A 23,346-nucleotide genomic window follows, 5' to 3' on the forward strand; every position below is an offset into this window, starting at 1 on the left:
TCTTAATACCATCTGCTAAAAGCTCGGACGAAATGCCCATAGTCGCTGTGCCACTACTTTGACTTCCTTGGGCATTTTACCGTTTACCTCACTACTGGTACTCGCCTGATTATTACTAGCAGCCTCACTACTATTCACTGCTTGATTATTATCAACGACAGTTTTACTAATCAAAACAGTAGCAAAACGCTCTCTAGCTTGACCGACAGTTGCATTATCAGTCGCTGTGATAAGCGCCATGAATGCTTGGCTATCAACGGCGAGCATGGGTGTCAAGGCTTTTCGTTGCTCATCATTCACACTGCCAAATATCGGTAATTGCCATACTGCATCAATAGACGTCAGCGCCTGCTGTGCGCGCATATCTACCAGAGCCTGCATCTGTTGGCTGTTAGCACCATCAACTAGTGCGGCTAACAATACGGGATTGGCAGTATTGATATTAATAGGCACATAATAAGGCACTGCAGTAAGATAAGGCCGTAATACTGATAATGTCTCAGCGCTCACCCCTGTCACTTCTAGTAGCTGATCGATACTGACAAAAGGCTGATTTGGCAGAGCATCTGTTGCTACAGCGTTTGACTGCTGCGCATATACCGTATTTTCATCACCGCCATCTTGATATACCTCGCCGTCTGCATCTTGCCAATCAAGTATAGTAATAGCGATATCAGGCTCTAGATTTAGTTGCGTGAGTAGTCGTTGGAATACTGCTAAAGCAGTGGTATTGGCCGACCCATCTTGATACAAGTTGTTAATGTTAAAACGACCAGACTCATCGCGTAGCTCGATGCTGACACTATGATTAGCCAATGTATAAGGTGGTATAGGCTGCGCCCAGATATCTTGCGCACTATCCGTATCATTGAGGTTGCTATCAGCGCGAATCATCGTCACTGCCAACTGTTGACCTGCATCGATATCTTGCAGCAACTGATTTTGATCGAATAACAGCCCACTACGCCTAATTGCAATTTTTTGGCTAGCAAGCATCGATCCTGCAACCACAGTAATACTTACTACCAGTAATAAGATAGTCAGCAGTGCAACACCGCGTTGAGAGTTCGCAGTCATCGACATACATAGCCTTTGTTATTGAGCAATTGATGCATTTTAACTACTACCTTCTCAATTATTCGTTCCCGCACTGCTATTATTGTCACTATCATCATTACCGCTGTTGTCATTATTGGCATTGGCATTATCATTGCTACCACCATCTGTATCATTGGCTGTGCTTTGACTATTGCTATACGATATCGGTTGCGGAGCAAGTGCCCATTGCCAAGTGATTGGCATGTCTTGGTATGTAAAGCTAACCGCGACTCCTTTCGGCAATAAAACAGCTGTGGGCTTAGGACTCCCTGTATTCGCTGATTGTCTCACCGCTGTATTTATACTACCGCCACTGTTAGCGTCATCGCTCGGAAACTTGGTACTTAGCTCTGGTAGATAAGCTTGCCAGCTTCCTGCTGTGACACCTTCGAGCAATACGCTGTCCAAGCTGACGCTGTCACGCCCGCCTTCCATACTGGTATACTGGCGACGTATTAAACGCTCATCCGCAAAAATATATTCGATACGTTGGAGGCTATTGCTACTCTGATATCGTGGATCAGGATCGGCAAAGCGTACAAAGCTGACATGCTCGCCATCTAAGCTCATAAAGGGCTCAGGCGCTATTTTGTTTATTTGCTCGCTTGATTGAGTATTATTACCTGAACTAGTACTGTTGCTTGTATTATTGTTCGCTGCACTGACACTTTGGGTAGCCGCTTGATAAGGGATGATTTGACCCATGTCTTGCTGTAACTGTAAATAAGCGTACTGCAAGACAGCCAGATTGTCAGCATGGAATTGTGCGCGCTCGCGAGCACGGTTGACCCCATCAAACACTTGCCAGCCTGCAACGGCTAACATCGCAAATATTGCCATGGCAACCATTAGCTCAAGCAGTGTAAAACCACGCTGATGCCTCACAGACTGCCTCCGGCCTGCTCGCTATTACCTGCTATGCTTAGACCACTCAAATCCAAACTGCCTGTATCTTGCTCAGCATTACTTAGCATCACAGTGATATCAGTGACCGATGTGCGAGTCTGTCCATCTATAATAGGCGAAACTGCAATATTTACTTCTTTTAGGGCAGGTGTGATAGCGTCACCGACTGTCATTACTATTTGCCAATCACGCCCTTGTGCATTAACGGTTTGGGTACGGTTGGCTGTCAGCCACGTCTCTTGAATACGTAAATCAGCGGCGGCATTTTGAGCGACGAAGTGAGCAAGCGTACGAGTACGCAATATATCAACTGAGCTCAGATATGCACTACTGGCACGGCTCGCCGCGACTGCTACCACTGCCAAAATAGCCAGAGCAACCATCACTTCGATAAGGGTAAAGCCGCTCTCGCGCCCAGACTTGAGTGATATAAATTTTGATGACACAGGCTGATTTGTCATAGAAGGTTTATATAATTTAGTCACTATATTCTCTGTCCGATTCGCATGCTACCATCTGGCATTATCGTAATCACCTCGCCCACTAAACGCGAATCATGAAGCACTTCAATGGTGACGGGCGCTGCTTGTCCTGTACCAAACCACAATACCTGCGGTACGTTTTGATCGCTAAACCAAGGCTGTAACGTTTGGGTTCGTCCCGTATTCTGTAAACCGCTAGAATCCAAACTTTGAACTCTCATACTTACGCCAGTAGGCAGTTCAGGCAAGCTAACACCTGACTCAACCTCCCAACTTGGCATTGGTTTTTGCTCATCATTAGAGCCTGATAAACCAGCTACCTCTGCCGACAGCTCCATAGCATTTTTATGCTGACTGTCGATGCTATCTGACGTCATCTCCGTTGTCTGGTACGCGGCATATGGATTTGATAGAGTAACGATGACTGGCTCTACTTGACCTTGCTTATCTGCCTGCATACGCAAACCCATCGGCTGCATACGTTCAGCCGATAATAGTCGAACGTAGCTCAAAGAATCAGTCAGATGCTCATAAAAAGCGCGGTTTTTTCGGGATTCACTGCTACCGACAGACAAACTCATTATGCCAGCAAATATAGATAAGATAACCACTACCACCACGATTTCTACCAATGTAAAACCAGTCTGTGTCCGACTGTTTATTGGTGAGACTGATGTTAAGTGATAGGTATTAGTTGATATAGAGACGCAGCGGCGACAATGGCCTGTAGGGCTTATATCTAAGCAATTTGACTGAGACGTTTGACTAATTAGAGTAAAAGAGCAAATAGTCGCTGAACTGGACTGAGTCTTGACAGTGACCGGCATATTGCACCTATAAGCCCAAATTTAATTGTCGCAGAATGAGAAAGGGGGGTTGAAGAATATTAGAAGATATATAAATTCATAATACAAATCGTGCTGCAATAGTAAGCATTACAACACGATTTATTAAAGTTAAGAAAGGTTCACAACCTCAAAATTACTTGCTACTTTATTAATAGTTACTTTACTAAGAGCTACTTTATCAATAACTACTTTAGTAGTTGGTATTGCGGTGCTCTTCTGATTCAGTATCGATTTGCTCTACTAGCTCTTGCATATCCTCATCCATGACCTCTTCATCATCAGCAGGATAATGGCTTGGCAACTCTAGCACTTGCTGAACAAAGGCATAACGTAGCGTATCACGACGACCTAAGTAGCGTTGGTAAAAGCTTGAATTTAAGAGCCCTGCACCGCCCTGGCCAATTGCCCAAATAGACGACAGATAATCACGAGTACTCAAATTACTGTGCTCATCTTTTAGGTATGCGCTAATAATATCAATCAAACGCTTCATGCGCTGGCGACGGATATCATATAACTCACCAAACAAACGATTGAGACCAGTTACTGATGCTGCCAGACGCTCTTCGATTTGGTTCAAAAGCATGGCTTTTTGCGGATTGAATAACTGCTGAAAAATCATACGGGCAACACCTGCCGACGGGCAGTCATCAATACGGTTAATCTCAAACAATTGCTCTTCGTAACGAATAATAATACGCAGATAAAGCTCATCTTTACTGGAGAAATGCTTGTACAGGGTGCCTTTAGCCAAATCGAGCTGATCTGCCAAACTGTCTAAAGTGATATCACCATCGCCTGACTCAAGTAGCAATTGTTCTGCCATCGCTAAGATGTTCTCTTCTCGTGCCTTGAACTGGTGCTGACGACTCATAATCTCTCCTAAAACATGACAAGATTAAGCATATGACCATCAATTATGTGCGTACATTTGGCAATGAACGTATAAAACTATACAAGAACTGCTGAAACACCATAAGAGGGATATGCTTATATTTACAAATAGTCATTGATAATCATATAGTTACATTTAGTAATTCAAATACTAAAGGGGATTAAACTATAAGACTATCACATAAATGACTGACTGGTCATAGCATAACCATTTTAGCGATACTGTGCCAGTAAATTTTCAAAGTTTTTTGCGGTTAATGCTCCAACCTCGTTACTATCACAACCATACATATCTGCGATAAAGCTCGCGACGTAGGGTACGTAGGCAGGCTCATTGGGACGACCACGCTTAGGTACAGGCGCCAAATATGGACTGTCAGTCTCAATCAAGATCCTGTCTCTAGGCATGTGCCTTGCAGCATCTTGGATATTTTGGGCACTTTTAAAACTGACAATGCCTGAGAAGGAGATATAAAACCCTAAATCTAAAGCACGTTTCGCAGTCTCCCAATCTTCAGTGAAGCAATGGATAATACCATGCTCAGCACCTTCACTTTTTAAGATATCGATCGTATCTTCTTTTGCATCACGCATATGGATGACAAGCGGTTTTTTTAGTTGCTGACTGGCATGGATATGACGTGCAAGACTGGCTTGCTGCTCTTTTTTATTTTCTGTAGACCAGTAGTAATCTAGCCCTGTCTCGCCTATTGCCCATACATGGTCTTTATCAGCAGTCTCTATTAGACGCTCAACCGTCGCTGATTTCAGTACTTCGATATCTTCACAGGGATGAATCCCTACACTCATCCCTAGATTTAGTGTCTCGTCACCGTAGGTGCTCACAATATTGGCAATCTCATCATATTCTATAAAATCACACATGATTGCCATCGCACGGGTAACATTAGCAGTTTTCATGGCGTCAATTGCGCCAGATAATTTACCATCGTATTTCGTCAAATCTAAACGGTTAAGGTGACAATGAGTATCTGTAAACATAAATAATCTCGTTGTTGAAGCTTTCTCAATTAAAAGTCTGGGAATTAAAAATTTAAATCTTATTTGCATTGATTGCTGTGAAGGAAGCTGTTTTCAAGTGGCATCGTATTTCCTATTTTTAAAAACCTATTCACTAATGCACGTCCTAATACATGAGACTAATTAAGAGGCACGACTCGCATCACCTCTTCTATGGTTGTCACGCCTTCACTAATACGTTTTGCCCCTGATAAACGTAACGGCTGTAGACCTTCACGATAGGCTTGTTGTTTGAGCACATCTAAGTTTGTATCGGCTGCGACCAGTTTTTTTAATTCGTTAGATAACGGCATAATCTCGTATAGGCCGACTCGTCCCTGATAACCAGTGTGTCGACAATGCTCGCAGCCTTGAGCCATATAAATTTGTGCTGGGGCAGGCGCACGCCAAGGCTGTACCAACTCCTGCCATTGAATAGCAATCTCACTGTCTGGCACAACGTCTACCGCTTTTTTGCAATGCGGGCATAGCGTACGTAACAAGCGCTGTGCCATTACGCCTAAGATAGTCGCTGATGTCAAAAATGGCTGAATCCCCAAATCATGCAAGCGAGTGATTGAACTTGGCGCATCGTTAGTATGTAATGTCGAGAGCACCAAATGCCCTGTTAATGAGGCTTGTACTGCCATATTGGCTGTTTCAGCATCACGAATCTCCCCTACCATAATGATGTCAGGATCTTGACGCATCAAGGAGCGAATGCCGTCAGCAAAGTTTAAATCGACACCTGGATTCACTTGCATTTGGTTAAATGCAGGTTCAATCATTTCAATAGGATCTTCAATGGTACAGACATTGACTTGTTCAGTCGCTAACTGCTTGAGAGTACTATACAAGGTCGTGGTCTTACCCGAACCTGTAGGCCCAGTGACCAAAATAATCCCGTTTGGATGAGCCGTCAACTCATGCCATGTTTCAAGCTGCTTGCCGGATAGACCAAGCTGAGCGAAGGAACGCACCAGTACTTCAGGATCGAATACCCGCATGACCAACTTTTCACCAAAAGCGGTTGGCATAGTCGATAAACGAAGCTCTGTCTCTAGTCCCTTCGGCGTTCGCGTCTTTAAACGACCATCTTGCGGCTTACGCTTTTCTGCCACGTTTAGTCGCCCTAGAATTTTAATACGTGCGGTCACCGCGACGATGATTGCCAATGGCATCTCATACACCGTATGGAGTACACCATCGATACGGAAGCGCACTTTACCTGTCTCACGACGTGGCTCTAAATGGATATCACTGGCTCGTTGCTCAAAGGCATATTGCAACAGCCAATCAACGACTCTGACAATATGCTGGTCATTGGCATCAGGATTAGTATTGTCACCCAATTGCAATAATGCTTCGACATTGGTCACATCGGCAGCTGCACGCTTATGGACACTATTTGCGCCTGCAATCGCTTGGGTGACTTGATAGAACTCCTGCCGGTAGCGTTTAATCTGCTCAGGATTGATATAGACCGTACGATAGCTTTTTGATTTGATCAATTTTTCAATACTTGAGTGCCAATCCGTATAAAAAGGCTGATCCGTTCCAATAATCACTTCGTCTACAGCGACCTCAATCGGTAAAATATGCTGTGAACGTGCATATTCAAATGACATCAATTGTGTGACTGCAGGGACATCAACTTTTAGAGGGTCAATACGAACGAGAGTCATATCTGCTTTAGCCGCCAACCATTGGTTAAGCCAAGCCAAAGTTAATTTATTTTCAGCGCTATTGTCCGTTGCATGGCCATTAGGCAAGCCAAATTCACTAATCGTTAGTAGAGGATGCTGCGCTTTGTCGCGACGGCTAGTAATGACTAGGTTATAGCCGCGTTGGTCAATCACTTTATCTGCCAATAGCTCATCTAGACACCAACGCAAATCAATCACTATCGAGTACTGTTGAGCAGACATATCTTTCTTCTTCTATTATTTTAAAATGTGTTGTCAAAAACGCTATCATGCAAGCCAACTACACAGTAACCACAGCGATTATCTGTAGCTGTCCTGATTCTATCAACTGAAAACTCACGTCAACCGATTTATAGCGCATAACAAATGTCGTAGCGATCTCTGTCCGTCGATAAGCTGGACGCGGGTCTTGGGCAATTAGCTCTTCAATAATACTCATATCTGAGGCTACTAATTGATTTTGTATACGATGAATCGTAGACGCAACTGTCGTACTATTCGATCCATTGTTTGCGTCTTTGATACTTGTATCATTGTTAGCATTACTAGGCTCGCCTGCGCTTACTAGCATCATAAACTGTTCGTTAGCGGCATCGGTCACGGTTACGTTTAATAATTCTGGAGCAGTTGGTGCAAATCCACTCTCTGTCTGAATCAGTGCATCGCTATAGGCCACATATGGCTTTATATCGATGATTGGCGTGCCGTCTATCATATCAGCACCTTTGATAATCAATAATACACGGCCTTGAACTATTTTGACTTGTTCGAGCTTGACGACAGATAGGCCTAACCCCGAAGGACGATACATGCTTCGACTGGCAAATACCCCTATTTTTTGATTACCGCCCAATCTCGGTGGTCGTACTTGAGCGCGAAAGTCACTACTGGTTTTATTATTGTTTTTATATCGATAATTATGATGAAACTGCCAACTCACCCATATATGGCTAAACTTATCCAAACCATCAAATGCAGCTGGCGTATCATATGGCGCTAACATCTCAATGACACTAGTCAGGGCTACTAGGTTTGGCTGGCGCGGCGCACCGAATTTTTGTGAAATCGGCGCACGGTGATAGCCAATGACAGGAGCTTGATGGTAGTTATCTAACAGGGGATTCTCATCAAGCATATACCAACTCCAGTAATACAAAACTGTCTTGATAAAGCAGTTTTGCCAAATGATACAAAATTACTCACTAACGATATTCCATTTTATCATGCTAGACAAACACTGCTAGACGGATTTTTATTTTAAAGTTTGGTATTATGAGCAAGAAATTTGATGAGAGTCATTTACATTTGGGCGATATGACCGGTAATGCTGTCATCGTTGACGCAAATTTACTATGTCTAATGACGTAATAGCTGGCTATATATAAGCTGATAAACCAACTCTATTACGCTTACTCATCATTTACTCGTTCATAAAAATAGCAGTTTCGACAACGATTAAAAGACTGATACGTTTTTATAATGTTCAATTTAACATTGAAAATTCTGATTTAATACTTATTCAAACTCAACACACAAATAACAACTTATTAACGAGGACTTTATGTCAAAACTTCGCACCGAAACGGTCACAGAGGTTCATCACTGGAATGATTCTCTATTTAGTATCAAAACCACTCGTGACGATGGCTTGCGCTTTCGTAATGGCGAATTTGCGATGATTGGACTTGTTGTTGATGGCAAGCCACTACTACGCGCTTATTCAATTGCCAGCCCTAACTATGAAGATCATTTAGAATTCTTCTCTATCAAAGTTCAAGATGGTCCATTAACCTCGCGCTTGCAACACATTAAAGTAGGCGACGAGCTGTTAGTCAGTAAAAAGCCAACAGGCACACTAGTATTGGACGATCTGCTACCAGGTAAGAACCTCTACATGCTCTCTACAGGTACTGGCCTTGCTCCTTTCTTGTCACTAGCACGTGATCCTGAAGTGTATGAGCGTTTTGACAAAATCATCTTAGTACATGGCGTACGTCATGTTCATGATTTGGCTTATCGTGAAATGTTTGAAAATGAGCTGCCTAATGATGAAATCTTTGGTGAATGGTATCGCGAAAAATTCATCTATTATCCAACTGTTACGCGTGAAGAGTTTAGAAACCAAGGACGTGTCACTGATTTGATGAAATCAGGCAAGTTGTTCGAAGATATTGGTTTACCGCCAATGAATAAAGACGACGACCGTGTCATGCTTTGTGGCAGCATGCCGTTTAATGCTGAGGTTTCTGCTATTTTAGATGACTTCGGCCTGACTGTTTCACCACGTATGGGTGTGCAGGCAGATTACGCAGTTGAGCGTGCCTTTGTCGGTTAGAATGATGCTATTTAGCATTAGTAGAATAAATGAAAATTTGTATAAAATAATACTTGACGCATGTAAATAGGCTGCTATAATACGCAGCCTATACAGTCAACACTGTAGCCCAATTCGGTAATATTTAGTCAATAACTATTATCACCTAACATGCCAGTGTGATGGAATTGGTAGACATGACGGATTCAAAATCCGTTGCCTTTAAAAGCGTGTCGGTTCGAGTCCGACCACTGGTACCATTATTTAGTACAAACTAGCCTCCTTTATCGGAGGTTTTTTTGTGCTTATTATTTATATTTTTTTTAATAAATTCCTAGCTCGTTTATATCGATACTTCAAATGGCATGACAGCGCTTATCTTAATTGGTACTGCATAACTCCATGGCATGCCAGCACTACAATAAAAATATCCATCATTAAATGACACAATATAGGCTGTAAAATCATTACCACACTGATCCATCATCGCTTGCTCATCGCTTTCATCACACACTGCGCACCATATTTTTTTATCACCCCGCGCTAGCATTGCTCGTGTCAAATCACTCCCTTTTAATTCATGACTCATCATCAGCTCCTTAATTATCTTGAACTTTCTCATTACTATTTTTTTAGAAAGTTAATTTACCAGTACTCAATTTATAAGTTTGGTATGAGCTATAAACAATGTCTTATCAGGTAAATACAATTCCTATAAAAGACCATTTATTACTTTCATAACTATTGATTATCGTGGTTAATATATTGTAAAACGATAGCATTAGAACTGTAACATATAACTATAATATTCATGATGGAAGGCGATAATATTCAGACAGGCGGTATAGAAAATCTGAAAAACTTAAGGTATACACCATACTGAACATCTCTTAGTAAACATATGTTAACTATATTAAATTTGCTAGTGTTTTAACGCCATATATCTCTGACTATTAACCTTACACTATATTTAATTATTGATATATAAATTATTCACATATTGCCATATTTTTATGGTTCTATATTCGAAAAAAACCTTTACCGTTTAATAATCGATACTGAAATAAAAGTATTGAGTGATGTAAAATATTAATAATGAAAACTCCTACAGCATTCAATCCACGTAAAATCATTCATATAGATATGGATGCATTTTATGCCAGTGTAGAACAACGTGACTTCCCAGAATTACGGGGCAAACCACTAGTGGTTGGTGGAGATCCAAATGGTCGCGGTGTTGTAGCAGCAGCTAGCTATGAGGTACGTCAGTTTGGAGTGCGCTCAGCCATGTCTTGTTATGAGGCTCGCAAACGTTGTCCAGAAGTCATATTTGTCAGACCACGTTTTGAAGTATATCGAGCTGTGAGCAGCGATATTCGAAATATCATGTACAGCTTAACGTCTCATGTTGAGCCATTATCACTAGATGAAGCTTATCTCGATGTCACTGGTCTTACTGTACATAAAGGCTCAGCGACATTGATGGCCAACTGGTTAAGAGCACAAATATTACAACATACAGAATTGACCGCTTCTGCTGGCGTGTCCTTCAACAAGATGTTGGCCAAGATTGCCTCTGACATCAACAAGCCTAACGGCACCGCTATTATCACACCAGAAGACGCTGATGCTTTTATCAGTACACTGCCTATTGAACGATTTCATGGGATAGGTAAAGCAACGGCAAGACGATTACATGCGATGGGCGTGACTAACGGTGCTGATCTACGCCGTATGTCAGCCGAAGTATTGATTAATGAGTTTGGTAAGCGAGGGCAGTTTTATCACGATATCGCTCATGGTCGGGATGAACGCGCTGTCAAATCTGAGCGCCTGCATAAGTCTGTTGGTTCGGAGACTACTTTTAGAGAAAACCTAAACGATGACACGGCGTTACGTGTACAAATCTATGAACAAAATGCGGATGCCTTCGCGCAACTGCACAAAAAAAATCTCATCGCTCATACTATAACACTCAAGGTGAAGTATGCCGACTTTACTCAGATTACCCGTACGCACACGCTAACCACCGCTTTTAGTAGTGCTGAATCTGCTCATTACTGGTTAGACAAGTTATTTTTAGATATTCCGCGCCAGCTTCCTATTCGATTAGTCGGGGTCACTTTTTCGTCATTGACACCTGCAGCCCAACTATTGCTTCAATTAAATTTATTTGAGTAAAATAAGCAAAGACTAACGTAATAAACCTTAGGACAGTTAAAAGTTTATCGCTTAGGCTATTTAAGTGATTCAGATATGTTTTGTGCACGGTGACTACTTAGTAAAGCAACCTTTTATAGCAGTATTTCTGCTACAATTATGCCAAAATTTCTATCCATTTAAAGACTGATTATGACCAACTCTCACACTGCATCTTCCGATTCTAATGCCCCGCTTGATACCGATAACAATAGTGACGTCTTAGATTATCTAAGCGTGGAAGATTACGACTATGACCTACCAGATCGTTTGATTGCGCGATATCCATTGGCACAGCGTTCTGCTTCAAAACTTTTGTACTTACCTGCTCACACTGACACGAATGCTACGCCTGTAAAGGACTGTTTGTTTTCTGAGTTGCCTGAATTGTTAGACGCTGGAGACCTAATTGTATTTAATGATACAAAGGTGATGAAGGCACGCCTATTCGGTCAAAAAGACACTGGCGGTAAACTCGAGGTCTTGATTGAGCGATTGGTTACTGTCTCAGACTTAGATATAGCAACACTGCATTTAGAAGATTTAAATAATGAGTCAGTCAACCAAGAACATATTGCCCTTTGCCATGTAAAAGCCAGCAAAGCACTGAAACTGGGACAACGCTTTCAACTGGCTGATAATCATATGAGTGGCGCGATGATTGGTCGTCAGGACAACTTATTTATTTTAGCCTTTGATGCGCCAATTTTGCCTGATTTAGAAATTTATGGTGAGCTACCTATCCCGCCTTACTTTGAACGTCATGCTGATGACACCGATAATACTCGTTATCAAACTGTGTTTCATGATCCTGCTAAGCTTGCAAGTGTCGCTGCACCGACAGCAAGTTTGCATTTTGATGAATTGGTGCTCAATAAGTTGGCAGAAAAAGGCATCAATACTGCTTTTGTGACATTGCATGTTGGCGCTGGTACTTTTGCGCCAGTTAAAACAGACAACCTACTCAATCATACTATGCACAGTGAGTATGCACATCTGCCACAAGCAACTGCTGAGCTGATTAATCAAACGCATGCAAATGGTAATAAGGTTATCGCGATTGGTACCACGGTGACTCGCGTCCTTGAAACGGCGTATCAAAAAACGGCTATTAATGGACAAGTACTCTCTAGCTGGTCAGGGGACACAGACATCTTTATTTATCCAGGATTTAAATTCGGTGTCATTGATCGACTGTTAACAAACTTTCATTTACCCAAATCGACATTGCTAATGTTGGTATCAGCTTTTTCTGGCAAAGCATCGATTGAACATGCCTATCAACATGCTATTGAAAAAGAATATCGATTCTTTAGCTATGGCGATGCGATGTTACTTGACAAGAAAATAAGCTGAACATTAAATAAACATTTATGCATTGGACGCAACAGTTGTGAAATAAACTGGTAAACTAAACCGTACTTTGTTATAACAGCAAAGATAACTTATTTTGTAAAGGACTGCTCATGTCTTGTCATTTATCTCGTCGCTTGACTCCTGTACATCGCGCGGTATCGATGGCATTACTTTATTCTGTAGGTTTGGCGGCTATTATTCCAAGCGCGCAAGCGGCAACTATCGGTAAGACAGTGGTTAGCTCAGCTCAGCATGAACCTTTGAACGCAAGTATCGTGGTCACCGACATACGAGCGGCTGACTTTTCAGCGAGCTTGGCCAATCCAGTTATCTATCAACAGATGGGCTTGACGCCGACTGATTCAATGCAGGTGCGTTTTCAAGCAACTTCAGCGACCAGTGGTCAGGTATTAATCAGCACATCGCAGCCTGTGTCCAAGCCTTTTGCTGATTTGGTCTTATCGATCAATGATAATGGGCAGCAAAATGTCGTACCAAAAACATTATTAATGCCGTTAAGCGATAGTCTACCGATTAATAAGACTCCAGAAAACATTGTCAAAGGTACAAAAAAACCTAATTTACCTAGTGTTTCTGCAAGCACAGTCAAACCGTTAACCGTAAGAAAAGGTGCGCCGCCGCCACTAATATCAGTATCTAACACTGCTGAAAACCAACCAGCTCTAGCAAACATAGCAGCAGTTGATTCTTCTATTTCCAGATCAGTATCTAACATACAAGCCCCGACAGTGACAGCTACTTCGCAGACTAGCAATCTTACTTACGCACCTAGTCGGCTTGATAATGGGCGTTTAAATAGTGATTCTGATATAAAAAATACTATCAGTAATGCAAAGAATACTGATAACGGCCTTAGTTCATCAAACCGTTTAGATAGCAGTGCTTTGAGTGCGAATAACAGCACTGAACCTACGAAAGCTATTGACAACGATAGCGATAAGGCAAGTATAAAAAGCACTCCAATATTAGATAAAGTATTAATTGATAAACCACTTGACACTCTAAATATTCAAGTCATACGGCAGATACAGCCGAGTCGTAAGAAAACAGATGCTGATACATCACCCGTACCTACTCCAACTACTAGCATCATAGCAAGCAATACTGAGAACAATGATACTAGCGTCATTGCAGCTTCTATTGACAATACAACTTCGAAAACTCCTAATAGCGCTATTAATAATACCTCTTCAAATGACATAGCAATAGATAGTTCGACAGTTAATCAATACCAAGTACAACGTAACGATAGTCTATGGATCATTGCCCAACAGATAGCGCAAGAAAATAACCTAGATACTTCAACTGTGATGAAGCAAATTCAAACACAAAACCCTGATGCCTTTATCAATAGAGATGCGGACCAATTAAAAGCAGATGCTAAGCTCAGTCTACCCAGTTACGATGTCATACCGTCACAGAAAAATCTAGAAGCGGCCATCGATGCACAAAGACAATATATTCGTAGAGCAAATACGGCTGCAATGCAAAAAACAGCTCAAAAATCTATTAAGAAACCATCCAAAAGCACTCAAACAGTCAAGGCCAAACGTCCTAAGAAAGTAGTGATTACTAAAACGCAAATATTACCAAAAGCGCAGTTTTCTGTGCTTGCGCCCGGGCGAGACGGTAATGCAGATGGAACTCAAACGAAATCAGCTTCAAATACTGGGAGTGGTTTGAGCACCGATATACTGGCAACTCTGAAAGCCACAAGGCAGAAAACTGCAGCACAAGCTCAGCGTTTATCAAGTACTAGTAACGCTCTTAATAGTTATACTAAAAAGCTTCAACTACAGAATCAAAAACTGGCTGAGCTACAAGCTCGTCTTAAAAAATTACGTAATCAATAATTGTCTGGTTGATCAACACAATAGATTGTGATCACAGGCGTAGGAGTAACTATGGACAATATGCTATATATCATCGCTGGATTGGTACTTATTTTATTAGTAGCTGGTTTTTTATTACGCAAAAATAAAGCTCAAAAATCGTCAGCACAATTGCCTACAAATTCAGAAAGAAACACAATTACCCCAACGTCAAAAGTAGATTATGGTGCTCCTACCCAAAATATTGCAATTGATGAGAATAAATTCGATCACGTTACCATTGCTCAGCGTTTTGTGGATCAGCAACGTTATGATAAAGCAATTGAAACTCTCAAACGCGGTTTAAGTGACAAACCTAATGATGGAGCACTTTCTCTTAAGTTACTAAGCATATACGCTACGATAGATCAGCCAAAAGACTTTAATAATGTTTATGAGTCTATAAAAACTCATAATGATAGTAAGACTATCGCTCAAGCAGACGAGATAAGAAATTTATCTTTCGATGAATTAGAACCTGCCGCTGTGCAAACGCTAGCAACAGATAATGCTAACAATGATTTTGGTGGTATCGACTTCGATTTGCCTATTAGTCAAACTGATAACATCGATGCATCAAGCCATCAGTCAATTGAAGAAGAAGAAGAAAATAATGATATTGCAATAAGTGAGCCTATCGACAGCTTAGAAGTGTCAGACGAAGTTAACAATATTAGTCCTACTACCGAAACTTCGAATGATAGCTTTGATCTGACGCTCAGCGATTTAGAGAATGATTTCGATGCGCCTAATACGACAAATGAAACGCCTGTCATACCATTGGACAACGTAAATGACAACGTTTTAGAGACTTCTGCTAACGATAATATTAGTAATAATGAAGATGATGAACTCAGTGACTTTGAGTTTGACTTTGATTCATTTGATGATACTTCGAATGAATCAACTATAGACACTAATCTCTCACATAATGACAATGAGAAAGCAGTACTAGAAGAAGATGATTTTATCTTAGACTTCGACGATCTATCAGCCGATGTAGATGAAGATATAGCCGTAACTAGTGACGAGGATTCTAATACAGAAGAACACTCTATCGATACTATTCAAAACAGTGAAGATGACTTTGCTTTATCTCTAGATAACCTAGATACATTGGATAATATAGATACTACCTTAAGTGATGAACTACCTACTACTGAAACAAATAGTGATGATATCGATAACTTCATTTTTGAGGATATTGACTTTGAAGACAATGCCTCCGAAAACACTACTCTTAAAGAAAATAGCTTTGCAGATATTAACCTTGAGGAACCATTACTCAATGATGATATCGAGGTTAATGATGTTGAAGAATCGAATGTCGCACCTACTGCATCATTGAGGTTTGATGACAATACGCTGATGGACGATGATTTTAATATTGACGATGCTGATTCTCTATTTGACGCTCCATCGGCCACTACCCCAGTCTCTACAGCTGCGCCAGTTAAGAGTGACACTTCTATCACGCCTCAAGAGGCTGAGTCAGCAGAAGATTTTTCTTCACGTTTCGCAGCAGATTTTGATTTCGTAAAATCATTAGACAGTAATCAAGTGACGTTAGACTTAGCAGATCAATATTTACAGCTGGGTGAATATGACAGTGCAAAGCGTCTACTCAATGAGGTGATAGCTCAAGGTAATAGTGAACAGAAACAGCAAGCACAGTTACTACTTGAACGTACTGCGTAGTTAACAGTCTAGTCTCTCATCAGCAAGTACTTCCTAATCACGGGATGCTTGCTGATTTTTTTTGCATTTAACTCTAATACTATCTATTATTGAACCCTTTAGCCATCGTTGCTCAATTCTCCAGCACCTCTTTTCTTCCATACTTGTTTACTGTGTTGATACTATGCCATCTTCTGTTATGCTCAAAAATCTATCCGATCCTATTCAACTGATTTATGCTGGTGGTACCTTCGGTAGCTACGGCAGACCTTTAGCGCCATTATCAGCAGAAGTGTTTTTGCCTACTCTACAAAAACTTTTATCTGCACAAGATAGTACGAATAATTTACCAACAATCTCATGGTTAGAAAACACCCTGATCAAAGACAGCAGCCAACTTACTCCTAGCGACTTTACCCATTTCTATCAACTACTACTAAATGCTTATGCCAAAGGTGATAGACGGTTTGTGCTCATTACTGGCACGGATACGTTGAGTTACTTAGGCGCATTTTTAGCAGAAGCGTTTGCAGGTAGTGATATTTGTATTGTTCTGACCGCAAGTATGCGCCCATTATTAGACAGTGAAATATTGCACTCCTATAACATCGATGAACATAGCGATGCTTGGGGCAATCTCAACGACTCATTAAAACTAGCCACTGCTGGTGAATCAGGCGTGAAAATTAGTTTTGGCGGCGAATCATGGCCTGCTCAAACGGTACAAAAAATTCACAGCCATGATCTGATGGCATTTACTGGTCATTCCCGCGCCGCTTATCCAGCCAATAGCTATATAAAAAATCTACCTGACACGCGTAGGCAACATTGGCTTGATGATCAACAAGACTTGCTATCCAGTATTAAAACACGCGCTGAAAATGCGAGTGTTCATGCGCTATATTGCCTACCTAACGATGTTTCGATGATAAACAACCAGCTACAAGCTTTATTGTCGCAGCCACCATGTGGCATTATTCTATTGGGATTTGGCGCCGGTAACATCCCTTACTCAGCTGCACTAGCAGAGACACTGACCCTTGCTCATGAACGTGGACATATGGTGATATCAGCCAGTCAATGTCCGTTTGGCGGTGTCAGCGATAGCTATGCAGCAGGTAGTTGGCAGTACGAGCATCATGTTATTGCTGGTGGGCGTTTGACCATACCTGCTATTTATGCCCGATTACTATGGTTGCTACTTCGCTATGATAGTCCTGCAAGACGTAGACAGCGTTGGTTGAATAATGTCAATCAAACTGGCACTAGCATCAAGAAGCGCTAAGCGACTTTTAATTAATTCCCATTTTATAAGTTTAGAAACCCTAATGTCTGAGACTGAAATTATTGAAACTGAACCAACCTACACTTTAGCGATTGCCATTGAGTTCTTAGGAACTCATTATCATGGCTGGCAACGACAACGAGAGGTTTTGGGTGTACAAGAAGCCTTAGAGACAGCTATCGGCAAAGTGGCTAACGAGCCTGTAGAAGTCATCGCAGCTGGGCGTACTGACGCTAGTGTACATGCGAGCAATATGATTGCCCATTTTACAACTCATGCGTATCGCCCTACTCATAACTGGTTGCGCGGTGTAAACAGCCTACTCCCTGATGATATTGCTCTACGCTGGATACAACCCATGCCAGCTGACTTTCATGCGCGCTTTGGCGCCATTGCTCGTCGCTATCGTTATATTACGCTCAACCAAGCGCAGCGCCCTGCCATACTAAATCATCAAGTGACTCATATCTATGAACCGCTTGATTTAGAAGCCATGCAGCAAGCAGCAGCTGATATTGTCGGTACACATGATTTTAGCAGTTACCGTGCTGCTGCCTGTCAATCCAATCAACCGGTGCGTACGATTAGCCATGCAAACCTCTTTGCTCATGGTCAATTTATCGTTTTTGATATACAAGCAGATGGATTTTTACATCATATGGTTCGCAATTTGATGGGTACATTGTATGCCATTGGTAGACATGAGCTAGAGCCAGCCGATTTTTTGAAGATTTTGCAGAAAAAAGATCGAACGATTGCACCACCTACTGCTTCAGGTGATGGACTATATTTTATCAATGCCTATTATCCTGAGCGTTTTCAAAGCTTATTGCCAGATGCACCGCTAACGCCTGTCTGGTTAAATTTGCCTGATTAAATCAATATCATTTGGCATACATATCACTTACATGCTGTCAAGTCAAAAGCAGGTTCGTATTGCTTTAATCCGCTAACTTACGTATAATATGGGCTTATTTTTTAATTGATTGATACAAATTATGGCAAAAGACGATATTATTGAATTTGAAGGCGAAGTCATTGATACCCTTCCTAATACTTTGTTCAAAGTTCGTTTAGAAAACGGGCACGAAATCATTGCGCATATCTCTGGTAAGATGCGTAAGCATTATATTCGTATCTTGACGGGTGATAAGGTTAAAGTTGAAATGACGCCTTATGACCTATCTAAAGGCCGTATCACCTACCGTGGTAAAAACTAAATACTGACTGACCAATAGGGTTATGAAAGTATTAGCATTGGTAAGATACAGCCAATAGCCGAATAGCTACGTTATCGCTGATAGCTGATATGACGCTTGGGTAGTGAAACTGATAATAATAATGAAAATGCTAATCTGCTCATTATTGCCTATCAATATTTTAGTTATTTAGTATTGACTGTTTCTGCTTACCACAAAAAATACCGCTAGATTTTAGCGGTATTTTTTTGTCCGTTTTTTATGACTTAGTACTATCTTATTTAACTAAATTCGACAGTTGCGCCGTTTTTTATTACTCCGAGCAAACTAAGCGCATCCCAGTTGGTCAAACGCACACAGCCTGCTGATGCCTGACGACTGATACGCGCAGGATCGGGTGACCCATGAATGCCATAAGTTGGTTTACTAAGTCCAATCCATACCGAACCAACTGGATTGTTAGGACCTGGTGGAATGATAGACTTGCTACCGTCATTGGCCGTGTAAGTATAGTTGGGCTCGTGCACCTTTACCTTGACAGTATGCGTACCTGTTGGTGATGGTGTTGCGGTACTGCCCACTGTCGTCGGATAGCTAGCAATCAAATTGTTGTTCTCATCATATGCGTAGAGTGTTTCAGTGGCTTTATCAGCGACAACGCGATGCACAGGCTTGGTATTAGGATTACCAGGGTTATATACCGTGATAATTTCACCAGCAGTAAAACTGGCATCAGGATTAAGCGATTTTAAATACTTCTCACTGATATGAAACTTCTCTGCCAACGCCTCAGTAAGACTTTCGTAGTACATCCCCTCAAGCTTAGATTTGGCAACAGAATCAGCAGGTATGGTTGTGGTTTTGACATTCACATCTGCTTCAGTGAGCTGATAACTAACTAGCACTGGTTGAGTTGTGAGCTTCTCATTTTTGGTCAGCGCTTGCCACGTCTCAGCATTTAGCGTGTCGGTTATATCTAAACCATTTGCTTTTTGAAATGCTTGCATGGCCTTGCGAGTATTTTTGCCCCAGTACCCATCAACAGGCCCTACTCCGTTGTGATGCCAGTTTAATAGAGCCTGCAGCTTTGTTCCTATATTACGATCGATCTCTGCATCTGCCGTCCAAGTGACACTATTTACTTTCTTTGCATTGTCAGATAGGTTCTCAGTTGTGTATTTAATAGTAGGCAGTAGCTTATTCAATGAAGTCGCGGCTTTACTATCTCCTGTTAACTTTTGACTTACGCCATTAGTCACCGGACTGACTTCTGCCGGAGACTTGACGCTATTACTTACGCTCACACTGTTCGTTGGTTCTGCTGCAATACTTTGCCCCATGAATAGTAAGCTAGAGAGACTAACCACTGTTAATGCTTTACTGATTCTTGTTAGTTGATACATGTAACACTCCTCATTTAAAAAATTTTATTTTTGTTTTAAGTTTGCAAATACTACAGTTTTTTGGATTTTTAGAACTTACCTTTGGCATCTAGATTTTGGATATTTTACTTTTGCTAACAGCGAAATATTTTAGCTCCTTTATAAGCTACTAATATTGTCATATTACCTTGTGAGCATATAACAGCTTTGTGTTAAAAGGAGCTTCGTTGTACAGCGTCTCTGTTAATAAGGTGCTTGTAGATAAGCTTTGCTAACAGATAAACAATAAAAACCCATAAGCCACTTGATAGCTTATGGGTATATAACACGCAAAATAAGACTGTGGAATGCTATATAGGAATAGCCTTTAAGCGCAAGTTAGTTTAAATCAGTTTGGCCAAGACCGCTTGACCCATTTCTTTACAGCCTACCTGCTTAAGTCCAGCTTCACTGCTATCTAAAATATCAAGCGTACGTAAACCATCATCAAGCACATCACTGACTGCCTGCTCAATTGCTTGTGCCGCTTCTTCTTGCTTGAAGGTATAACGCAGCATCATAGCAACAGATAAGATAGTCGCTAATGGATTGGCTTTATCTTGTCCTGCGATATCAGGTGCTGAACCATGACACGGCTCATACATGCCCTTACCTGACTCATCTAAGCTCGCTGATGGCAACATCCCGATTGATCCTGTTAACATCGCAGCTTCATCAGATAGGATATCGCCAAACATGTTTCCCGTCACCATGACATCGAACTGCTTAGGATCTTTAATCAACTGCATGCAAGCATTGTCAGCATACATATGTGATAGCGCCACATCGCTATAGTCAGCTTGCTGCATCTCGATCATCGTCTGTTTCCACAGCTCGGTGACTTCTAACACATTAGCTTTATCAACTGAACATACCTTAGCTGCTGTGCCTGCTGCTTGCGCACGCGTTTTTGCCAATTCAAAGGCAACTTTACCAATGCGCTGAATCTCACTTGTGCTATACACCATCGTGTTATAGCCCTGCTGCTCACCGTTTTCTAATGTGCGGATACCACGAGGCTCACCAAAATAGATACCGCCTGTTAGCTCACGAACGATCAATAGATCTAAACCTGAGATAATTTCAGGTTTGATACTTGAGGCATTAGCCAACTGTGGATAGAGCTTGGCTACGCGTAGGTTGGCAAATAAACCAAGCTCACCACGGATTTTCAATAGACCACGTTCAGGGCGTTTACTACGCTCGATTGCATCCCATTTAGGACCACCAACTGCACCTAGCAATACGGCATCTGCGGCGCGAGCACGAGCCAATGTCTCATCTGGCAAAGGCTCACCAGTTGCATCAATAGCTATACCGCCAATCAATCCAGACTCAAGCGTTAAATCAAGTGAAAACTTATCATTGACAGCTTTGAGGACGTCAATGGCTTGGGTCATAATTTCAGGGCCAATACCATCACCCGCTAATGTTAAAATCGTTGCCATACTGATCCTTTTGGAAATATTTTTATTGGTTGATTATATTTTCGAGCTTTTTATACTCATATTTTATACTGCCATTTTTTTGACTTTAGGTGCTGATGTCACTGCTTTGGCCATACCCGTCTCTACAAACTCGCCTTGATGCTCAGCGTCTAGTTGCTTACAGAATCGGCGCTGTACTTGAGTACCTTGCGATAGCTCAATACATAAAGGCTCAGGTGATGCTGTGTCCAATAGACTGCCTGATTTTTCGCTGCTCTTCTTTTGATAAGCACGTAACTGATAGGTACCTGCTTCAGTGAAATCATGAATCATCGCAAAACGCTCAACATAGCCCATGTTATTCTCTGGATAAAAATTCACATGTACCTCGTGTTTGGCAGGCATGACCCGTGCATAATAGTTGGTCAATCCTGGCATACTCGAAGGTGCTAACGGCACAACTTTTATGGCATTTTTATTGACGAGTGGTGTCATATCCATATTCATCGATGTTTTTGCCATACCTTCTTGACGTGGTAAGGCTGTCATAATCTGAGGATTGATTGGCTCGTGACTGTTGGGCGCAATAATGAGCGTTTTATCTATCTGCACAATTTCGCAATGATATGTACCCACACATGCAATATTTACTTCACCAACGATAGGTTTGATTTTACCCACCCATGCTTCAGCACTCTCTGCCTCATTTATTTTTTGATAGCCCGTCAATAGCTGACAGCCTGACAATAATAAGCTTGCAGCAACAATTGTACTTGTCCATAGAGCATAACGTTTTGTATTCATAATGGCGGCTACTATTCAAGAGAGATAATAAAATGTAGTGAAAAACTATCCTTCATTTTAGACAGTTCACCGCCATAACTCAACGCTGCGTTGCGACTACTCGCAGTTTTATGAGCAGTAGATTATAGAATAACCCTCTACGCTCTTACGTCGTTAAATATCCACGGTGTTTTTTGCATCATTTGTTGTTCATAATCTTTGATAGCATCACTTTGTTGCAAGGTTAGACCAATATCATCCAGTCCGTTTAACAAGCAATGTTTACGAAAGGCATCTACTTCAAAAGCATACTCTTCACCAGTTGGTGTAATAACGACTTGACGCTCAAGATCAGCGGTCAATTCATAGCCTTCGTTATCAAAAGTCGCCTTCATTAACGTATCGACAATCGATTCATCCAATACAACCGGCAACATGCCATTTTTGAAACAGTTATTGTAGAAAATATCTGCAAAGCTAGGCGCAATTACCGTACGGAAACCATACTCTGATAACGCCCAAGGTGCATGCTCACGACTAGAGCCACAACCAAAGTTTCTACGTGCTAGCAAGATAGTAGCACCTTGATAACGTGGTTTATTCAATACAAAGTCTGGATTGATGACTCGTGTACTGTTGTCTTGACCAGGATAGCCTTCGTCAAGATAGCGCCAATCGTCAAATAGATTCACGCCAAAACCTGTACGTTTAATAGACTTTAAAAACTGTTTTGCGATAATTTGGTCAGTATCGACATTTGCGCGATCTAACGGGCAAACGATACCTGTTTGGGTGTTATAAGCTTGCATAAAATTTCCTATCAATTATATTTTTGCTGG

Annotated in this window: 21 protein-coding genes and 1 tRNA gene; 9 read left to right on the forward strand and 13 right to left on the reverse strand. The window is 41.5% G+C overall.

Annotated elements, in window-relative coordinates:
* Nucleotides 1-15: 15 nt before the first annotated feature.
* The 8 genes from gspK to tsaA all read right to left on the reverse strand — a co-directional run bounded on the left by gspK (nucleotide 16) and on the right by tsaA (nucleotide 8,089).
* Nucleotides 16-1,083, reverse strand: coding sequence for a type II secretion system minor pseudopilin GspK (gene gspK, locus ACHEVO_RS05375; RefSeq protein ID WP_394124211.1), 1,068 nt, complete (start codon nucleotides 1,081-1,083; stop codon nucleotides 16-18).
* Nucleotides 1,084-1,131: 48 nt separating this feature from the next.
* Nucleotides 1,132-1,983 carry a type II secretion system minor pseudopilin GspJ gene (gene gspJ / locus ACHEVO_RS05380; RefSeq protein ID WP_394124212.1) on the reverse strand — a complete coding sequence of 284 codons (852 nt, stop codon included), beginning with the start codon at nucleotides 1,981-1,983 and terminating at the stop codon, nucleotides 1,132-1,134.
* Nucleotides 1,980-2,465, reverse strand: a complete 486-nt coding sequence (gspI, locus tag ACHEVO_RS05385) for a type II secretion system minor pseudopilin GspI (RefSeq protein ID WP_394124213.1) — start codon at nucleotides 2,463-2,465, stop codon at nucleotides 1,980-1,982. Before gspI ends, gspJ begins: the two co-directional genes overlap by 4 nt.
* A gap of 23 nt (nucleotides 2,466-2,488) precedes the next feature.
* Nucleotides 2,489-3,118: a prepilin-type N-terminal cleavage/methylation domain-containing protein gene (locus tag ACHEVO_RS05390; protein ID WP_449301495.1), complete on the reverse strand. Its 630-nt coding sequence runs from the start codon at nucleotides 3,116-3,118 to the stop codon at nucleotides 2,489-2,491.
* 406 nt (nucleotides 3,119-3,524) lie between these two features.
* On the reverse strand, nucleotides 3,525-4,208 hold the full coding sequence (locus ACHEVO_RS05395; RefSeq protein WP_057759351.1) for a TetR/AcrR family transcriptional regulator: 684 nt from the start codon (nucleotides 4,206-4,208) through the stop codon (nucleotides 3,525-3,527).
* A 233-nt stretch (nucleotides 4,209-4,441) separates the two neighbouring features.
* Nucleotides 4,442-5,230 (reverse strand): TatD family hydrolase, encoded by a 789-nt coding sequence (locus tag ACHEVO_RS05400; RefSeq protein WP_394124214.1) that lies wholly within the window; start codon nucleotides 5,228-5,230, stop codon nucleotides 4,442-4,444.
* A gap of 158 nt (nucleotides 5,231-5,388) precedes the next feature.
* Nucleotides 5,389-7,176 carry a GspE/PulE family protein gene (locus tag ACHEVO_RS05405; RefSeq protein WP_394124215.1) on the reverse strand — a complete coding sequence of 596 codons (1,788 nt, stop codon included), beginning with the start codon at nucleotides 7,174-7,176 and terminating at the stop codon, nucleotides 5,389-5,391.
* A gap of 58 nt (nucleotides 7,177-7,234) precedes the next feature.
* Nucleotides 7,235-8,089, reverse strand: a complete 855-nt coding sequence (gene tsaA, locus ACHEVO_RS05410; protein ID WP_394124216.1) for a tRNA (N6-threonylcarbamoyladenosine(37)-N6)-methyltransferase TrmO — start codon at nucleotides 8,087-8,089, stop codon at nucleotides 7,235-7,237.
* Nucleotides 8,090-8,515: 426 nt separating this feature from the next.
* Here tsaA and ACHEVO_RS05415 point away from each other — a divergent pair, with 426 nt between their 5' ends.
* Both ACHEVO_RS05415 and ACHEVO_RS05420 read left to right on the forward strand, forming a co-directional pair.
* Complete coding sequence (locus ACHEVO_RS05415) at nucleotides 8,516-9,289, forward strand: ferredoxin--NADP reductase (protein ID WP_101205461.1); 774 nt, start codon at nucleotides 8,516-8,518, stop codon at nucleotides 9,287-9,289.
* 152 nt (nucleotides 9,290-9,441) lie between these two features.
* A tRNA-Leu gene (locus tag ACHEVO_RS05420) sits at nucleotides 9,442-9,528 on the forward strand.
* Nucleotides 9,529-9,611: 83 nt separating this feature from the next.
* Here the strand turns inward: ACHEVO_RS05420 and ACHEVO_RS05425 are convergent.
* Nucleotides 9,612-9,857 carry a hypothetical protein gene (locus tag ACHEVO_RS05425; protein WP_201572470.1) on the reverse strand — a complete coding sequence of 82 codons (246 nt, stop codon included), beginning with the start codon at nucleotides 9,855-9,857 and terminating at the stop codon, nucleotides 9,612-9,614.
* Nucleotides 9,858-10,363: 506 nt separating this feature from the next.
* On the opposite strand from ACHEVO_RS05425, the gene dinB reads away from it, so the two are divergent.
* The 7 genes from dinB (at nucleotide 10,364) to infA (ending at nucleotide 18,897) form a co-directional block, all read left to right on the forward strand.
* Nucleotides 10,364-11,449 carry a DNA polymerase IV gene (gene dinB, locus ACHEVO_RS05430; protein ID WP_394124217.1) on the forward strand — a complete coding sequence of 362 codons (1,086 nt, stop codon included), beginning with the start codon at nucleotides 10,364-10,366 and terminating at the stop codon, nucleotides 11,447-11,449.
* 171 nt (nucleotides 11,450-11,620) lie between these two features.
* Nucleotides 11,621-12,823, forward strand: coding sequence for a tRNA preQ1(34) S-adenosylmethionine ribosyltransferase-isomerase QueA (gene queA, locus ACHEVO_RS05435; protein ID WP_394124218.1), 1,203 nt, complete (start codon nucleotides 11,621-11,623; stop codon nucleotides 12,821-12,823).
* 110 nt (nucleotides 12,824-12,933) lie between these two features.
* On the forward strand, nucleotides 12,934-14,697 hold the full coding sequence (locus ACHEVO_RS05440) for a FimV/HubP-related protein (protein WP_394124219.1): 1,764 nt from the start codon (nucleotides 12,934-12,936) through the stop codon (nucleotides 14,695-14,697).
* Nucleotides 14,698-14,748: 51 nt separating this feature from the next.
* Nucleotides 14,749-16,413 (forward strand): FimV/HubP family polar landmark protein, encoded by a 1,665-nt coding sequence (locus tag ACHEVO_RS05445; RefSeq protein ID WP_394124220.1) that lies wholly within the window; start codon nucleotides 14,749-14,751, stop codon nucleotides 16,411-16,413.
* 163 nt (nucleotides 16,414-16,576) lie between these two features.
* The gene (locus ACHEVO_RS05450) at nucleotides 16,577-17,677 is read left to right on the forward strand and encodes an asparaginase (protein ID WP_296207939.1); all 1,101 of its coding nucleotides are present in this window, start codon (nucleotides 16,577-16,579) and stop codon (nucleotides 17,675-17,677) included.
* Nucleotides 17,678-17,720: 43 nt separating this feature from the next.
* Nucleotides 17,721-18,554, forward strand: a complete 834-nt coding sequence (gene truA, locus ACHEVO_RS05455; RefSeq protein ID WP_394124221.1) for a tRNA pseudouridine(38-40) synthase TruA — start codon at nucleotides 17,721-17,723, stop codon at nucleotides 18,552-18,554.
* Nucleotides 18,555-18,675: 121 nt separating this feature from the next.
* A complete protein-coding gene (gene infA, locus ACHEVO_RS05460; protein WP_021814850.1) occupies nucleotides 18,676-18,897 on the forward strand; it encodes a translation initiation factor IF-1 in 222 nt (73 codons plus the stop codon).
* Between the two features lie 260 nt (nucleotides 18,898-19,157).
* Here infA and ACHEVO_RS05465 read toward each other — a convergent pair whose 3' ends face one another.
* The 4 genes from ACHEVO_RS05465 to leuD all read right to left on the reverse strand — a co-directional run bounded on the left by ACHEVO_RS05465 (nucleotide 19,158) and on the right by leuD (nucleotide 23,316).
* The gene (locus tag ACHEVO_RS05465) at nucleotides 19,158-20,279 is read right to left on the reverse strand and encodes a L,D-transpeptidase family protein (protein WP_394124222.1); all 1,122 of its coding nucleotides are present in this window, start codon (nucleotides 20,277-20,279) and stop codon (nucleotides 19,158-19,160) included.
* Between the two features lie 362 nt (nucleotides 20,280-20,641).
* Complete coding sequence (gene leuB, locus ACHEVO_RS05470) at nucleotides 20,642-21,745, reverse strand: 3-isopropylmalate dehydrogenase (RefSeq protein ID WP_394124223.1); 1,104 nt, start codon at nucleotides 21,743-21,745, stop codon at nucleotides 20,642-20,644.
* A 63-nt stretch (nucleotides 21,746-21,808) separates the two neighbouring features.
* Complete coding sequence (locus ACHEVO_RS05475; RefSeq protein WP_394124224.1) at nucleotides 21,809-22,528, reverse strand: hypothetical protein; 720 nt, start codon at nucleotides 22,526-22,528, stop codon at nucleotides 21,809-21,811.
* A 137-nt stretch (nucleotides 22,529-22,665) separates the two neighbouring features.
* The gene (gene leuD, locus ACHEVO_RS05480; RefSeq protein ID WP_394124225.1) at nucleotides 22,666-23,316 is read right to left on the reverse strand and encodes a 3-isopropylmalate dehydratase small subunit; all 651 of its coding nucleotides are present in this window, start codon (nucleotides 23,314-23,316) and stop codon (nucleotides 22,666-22,668) included.
* Between the last annotated feature and the right edge of the window lie 30 nt (nucleotides 23,317-23,346).

The organism is Psychrobacter nivimaris (genome assembly GCF_043419765.1).
GTDB lineage: Bacteria > Pseudomonadota > Gammaproteobacteria > Pseudomonadales > Moraxellaceae > Psychrobacter.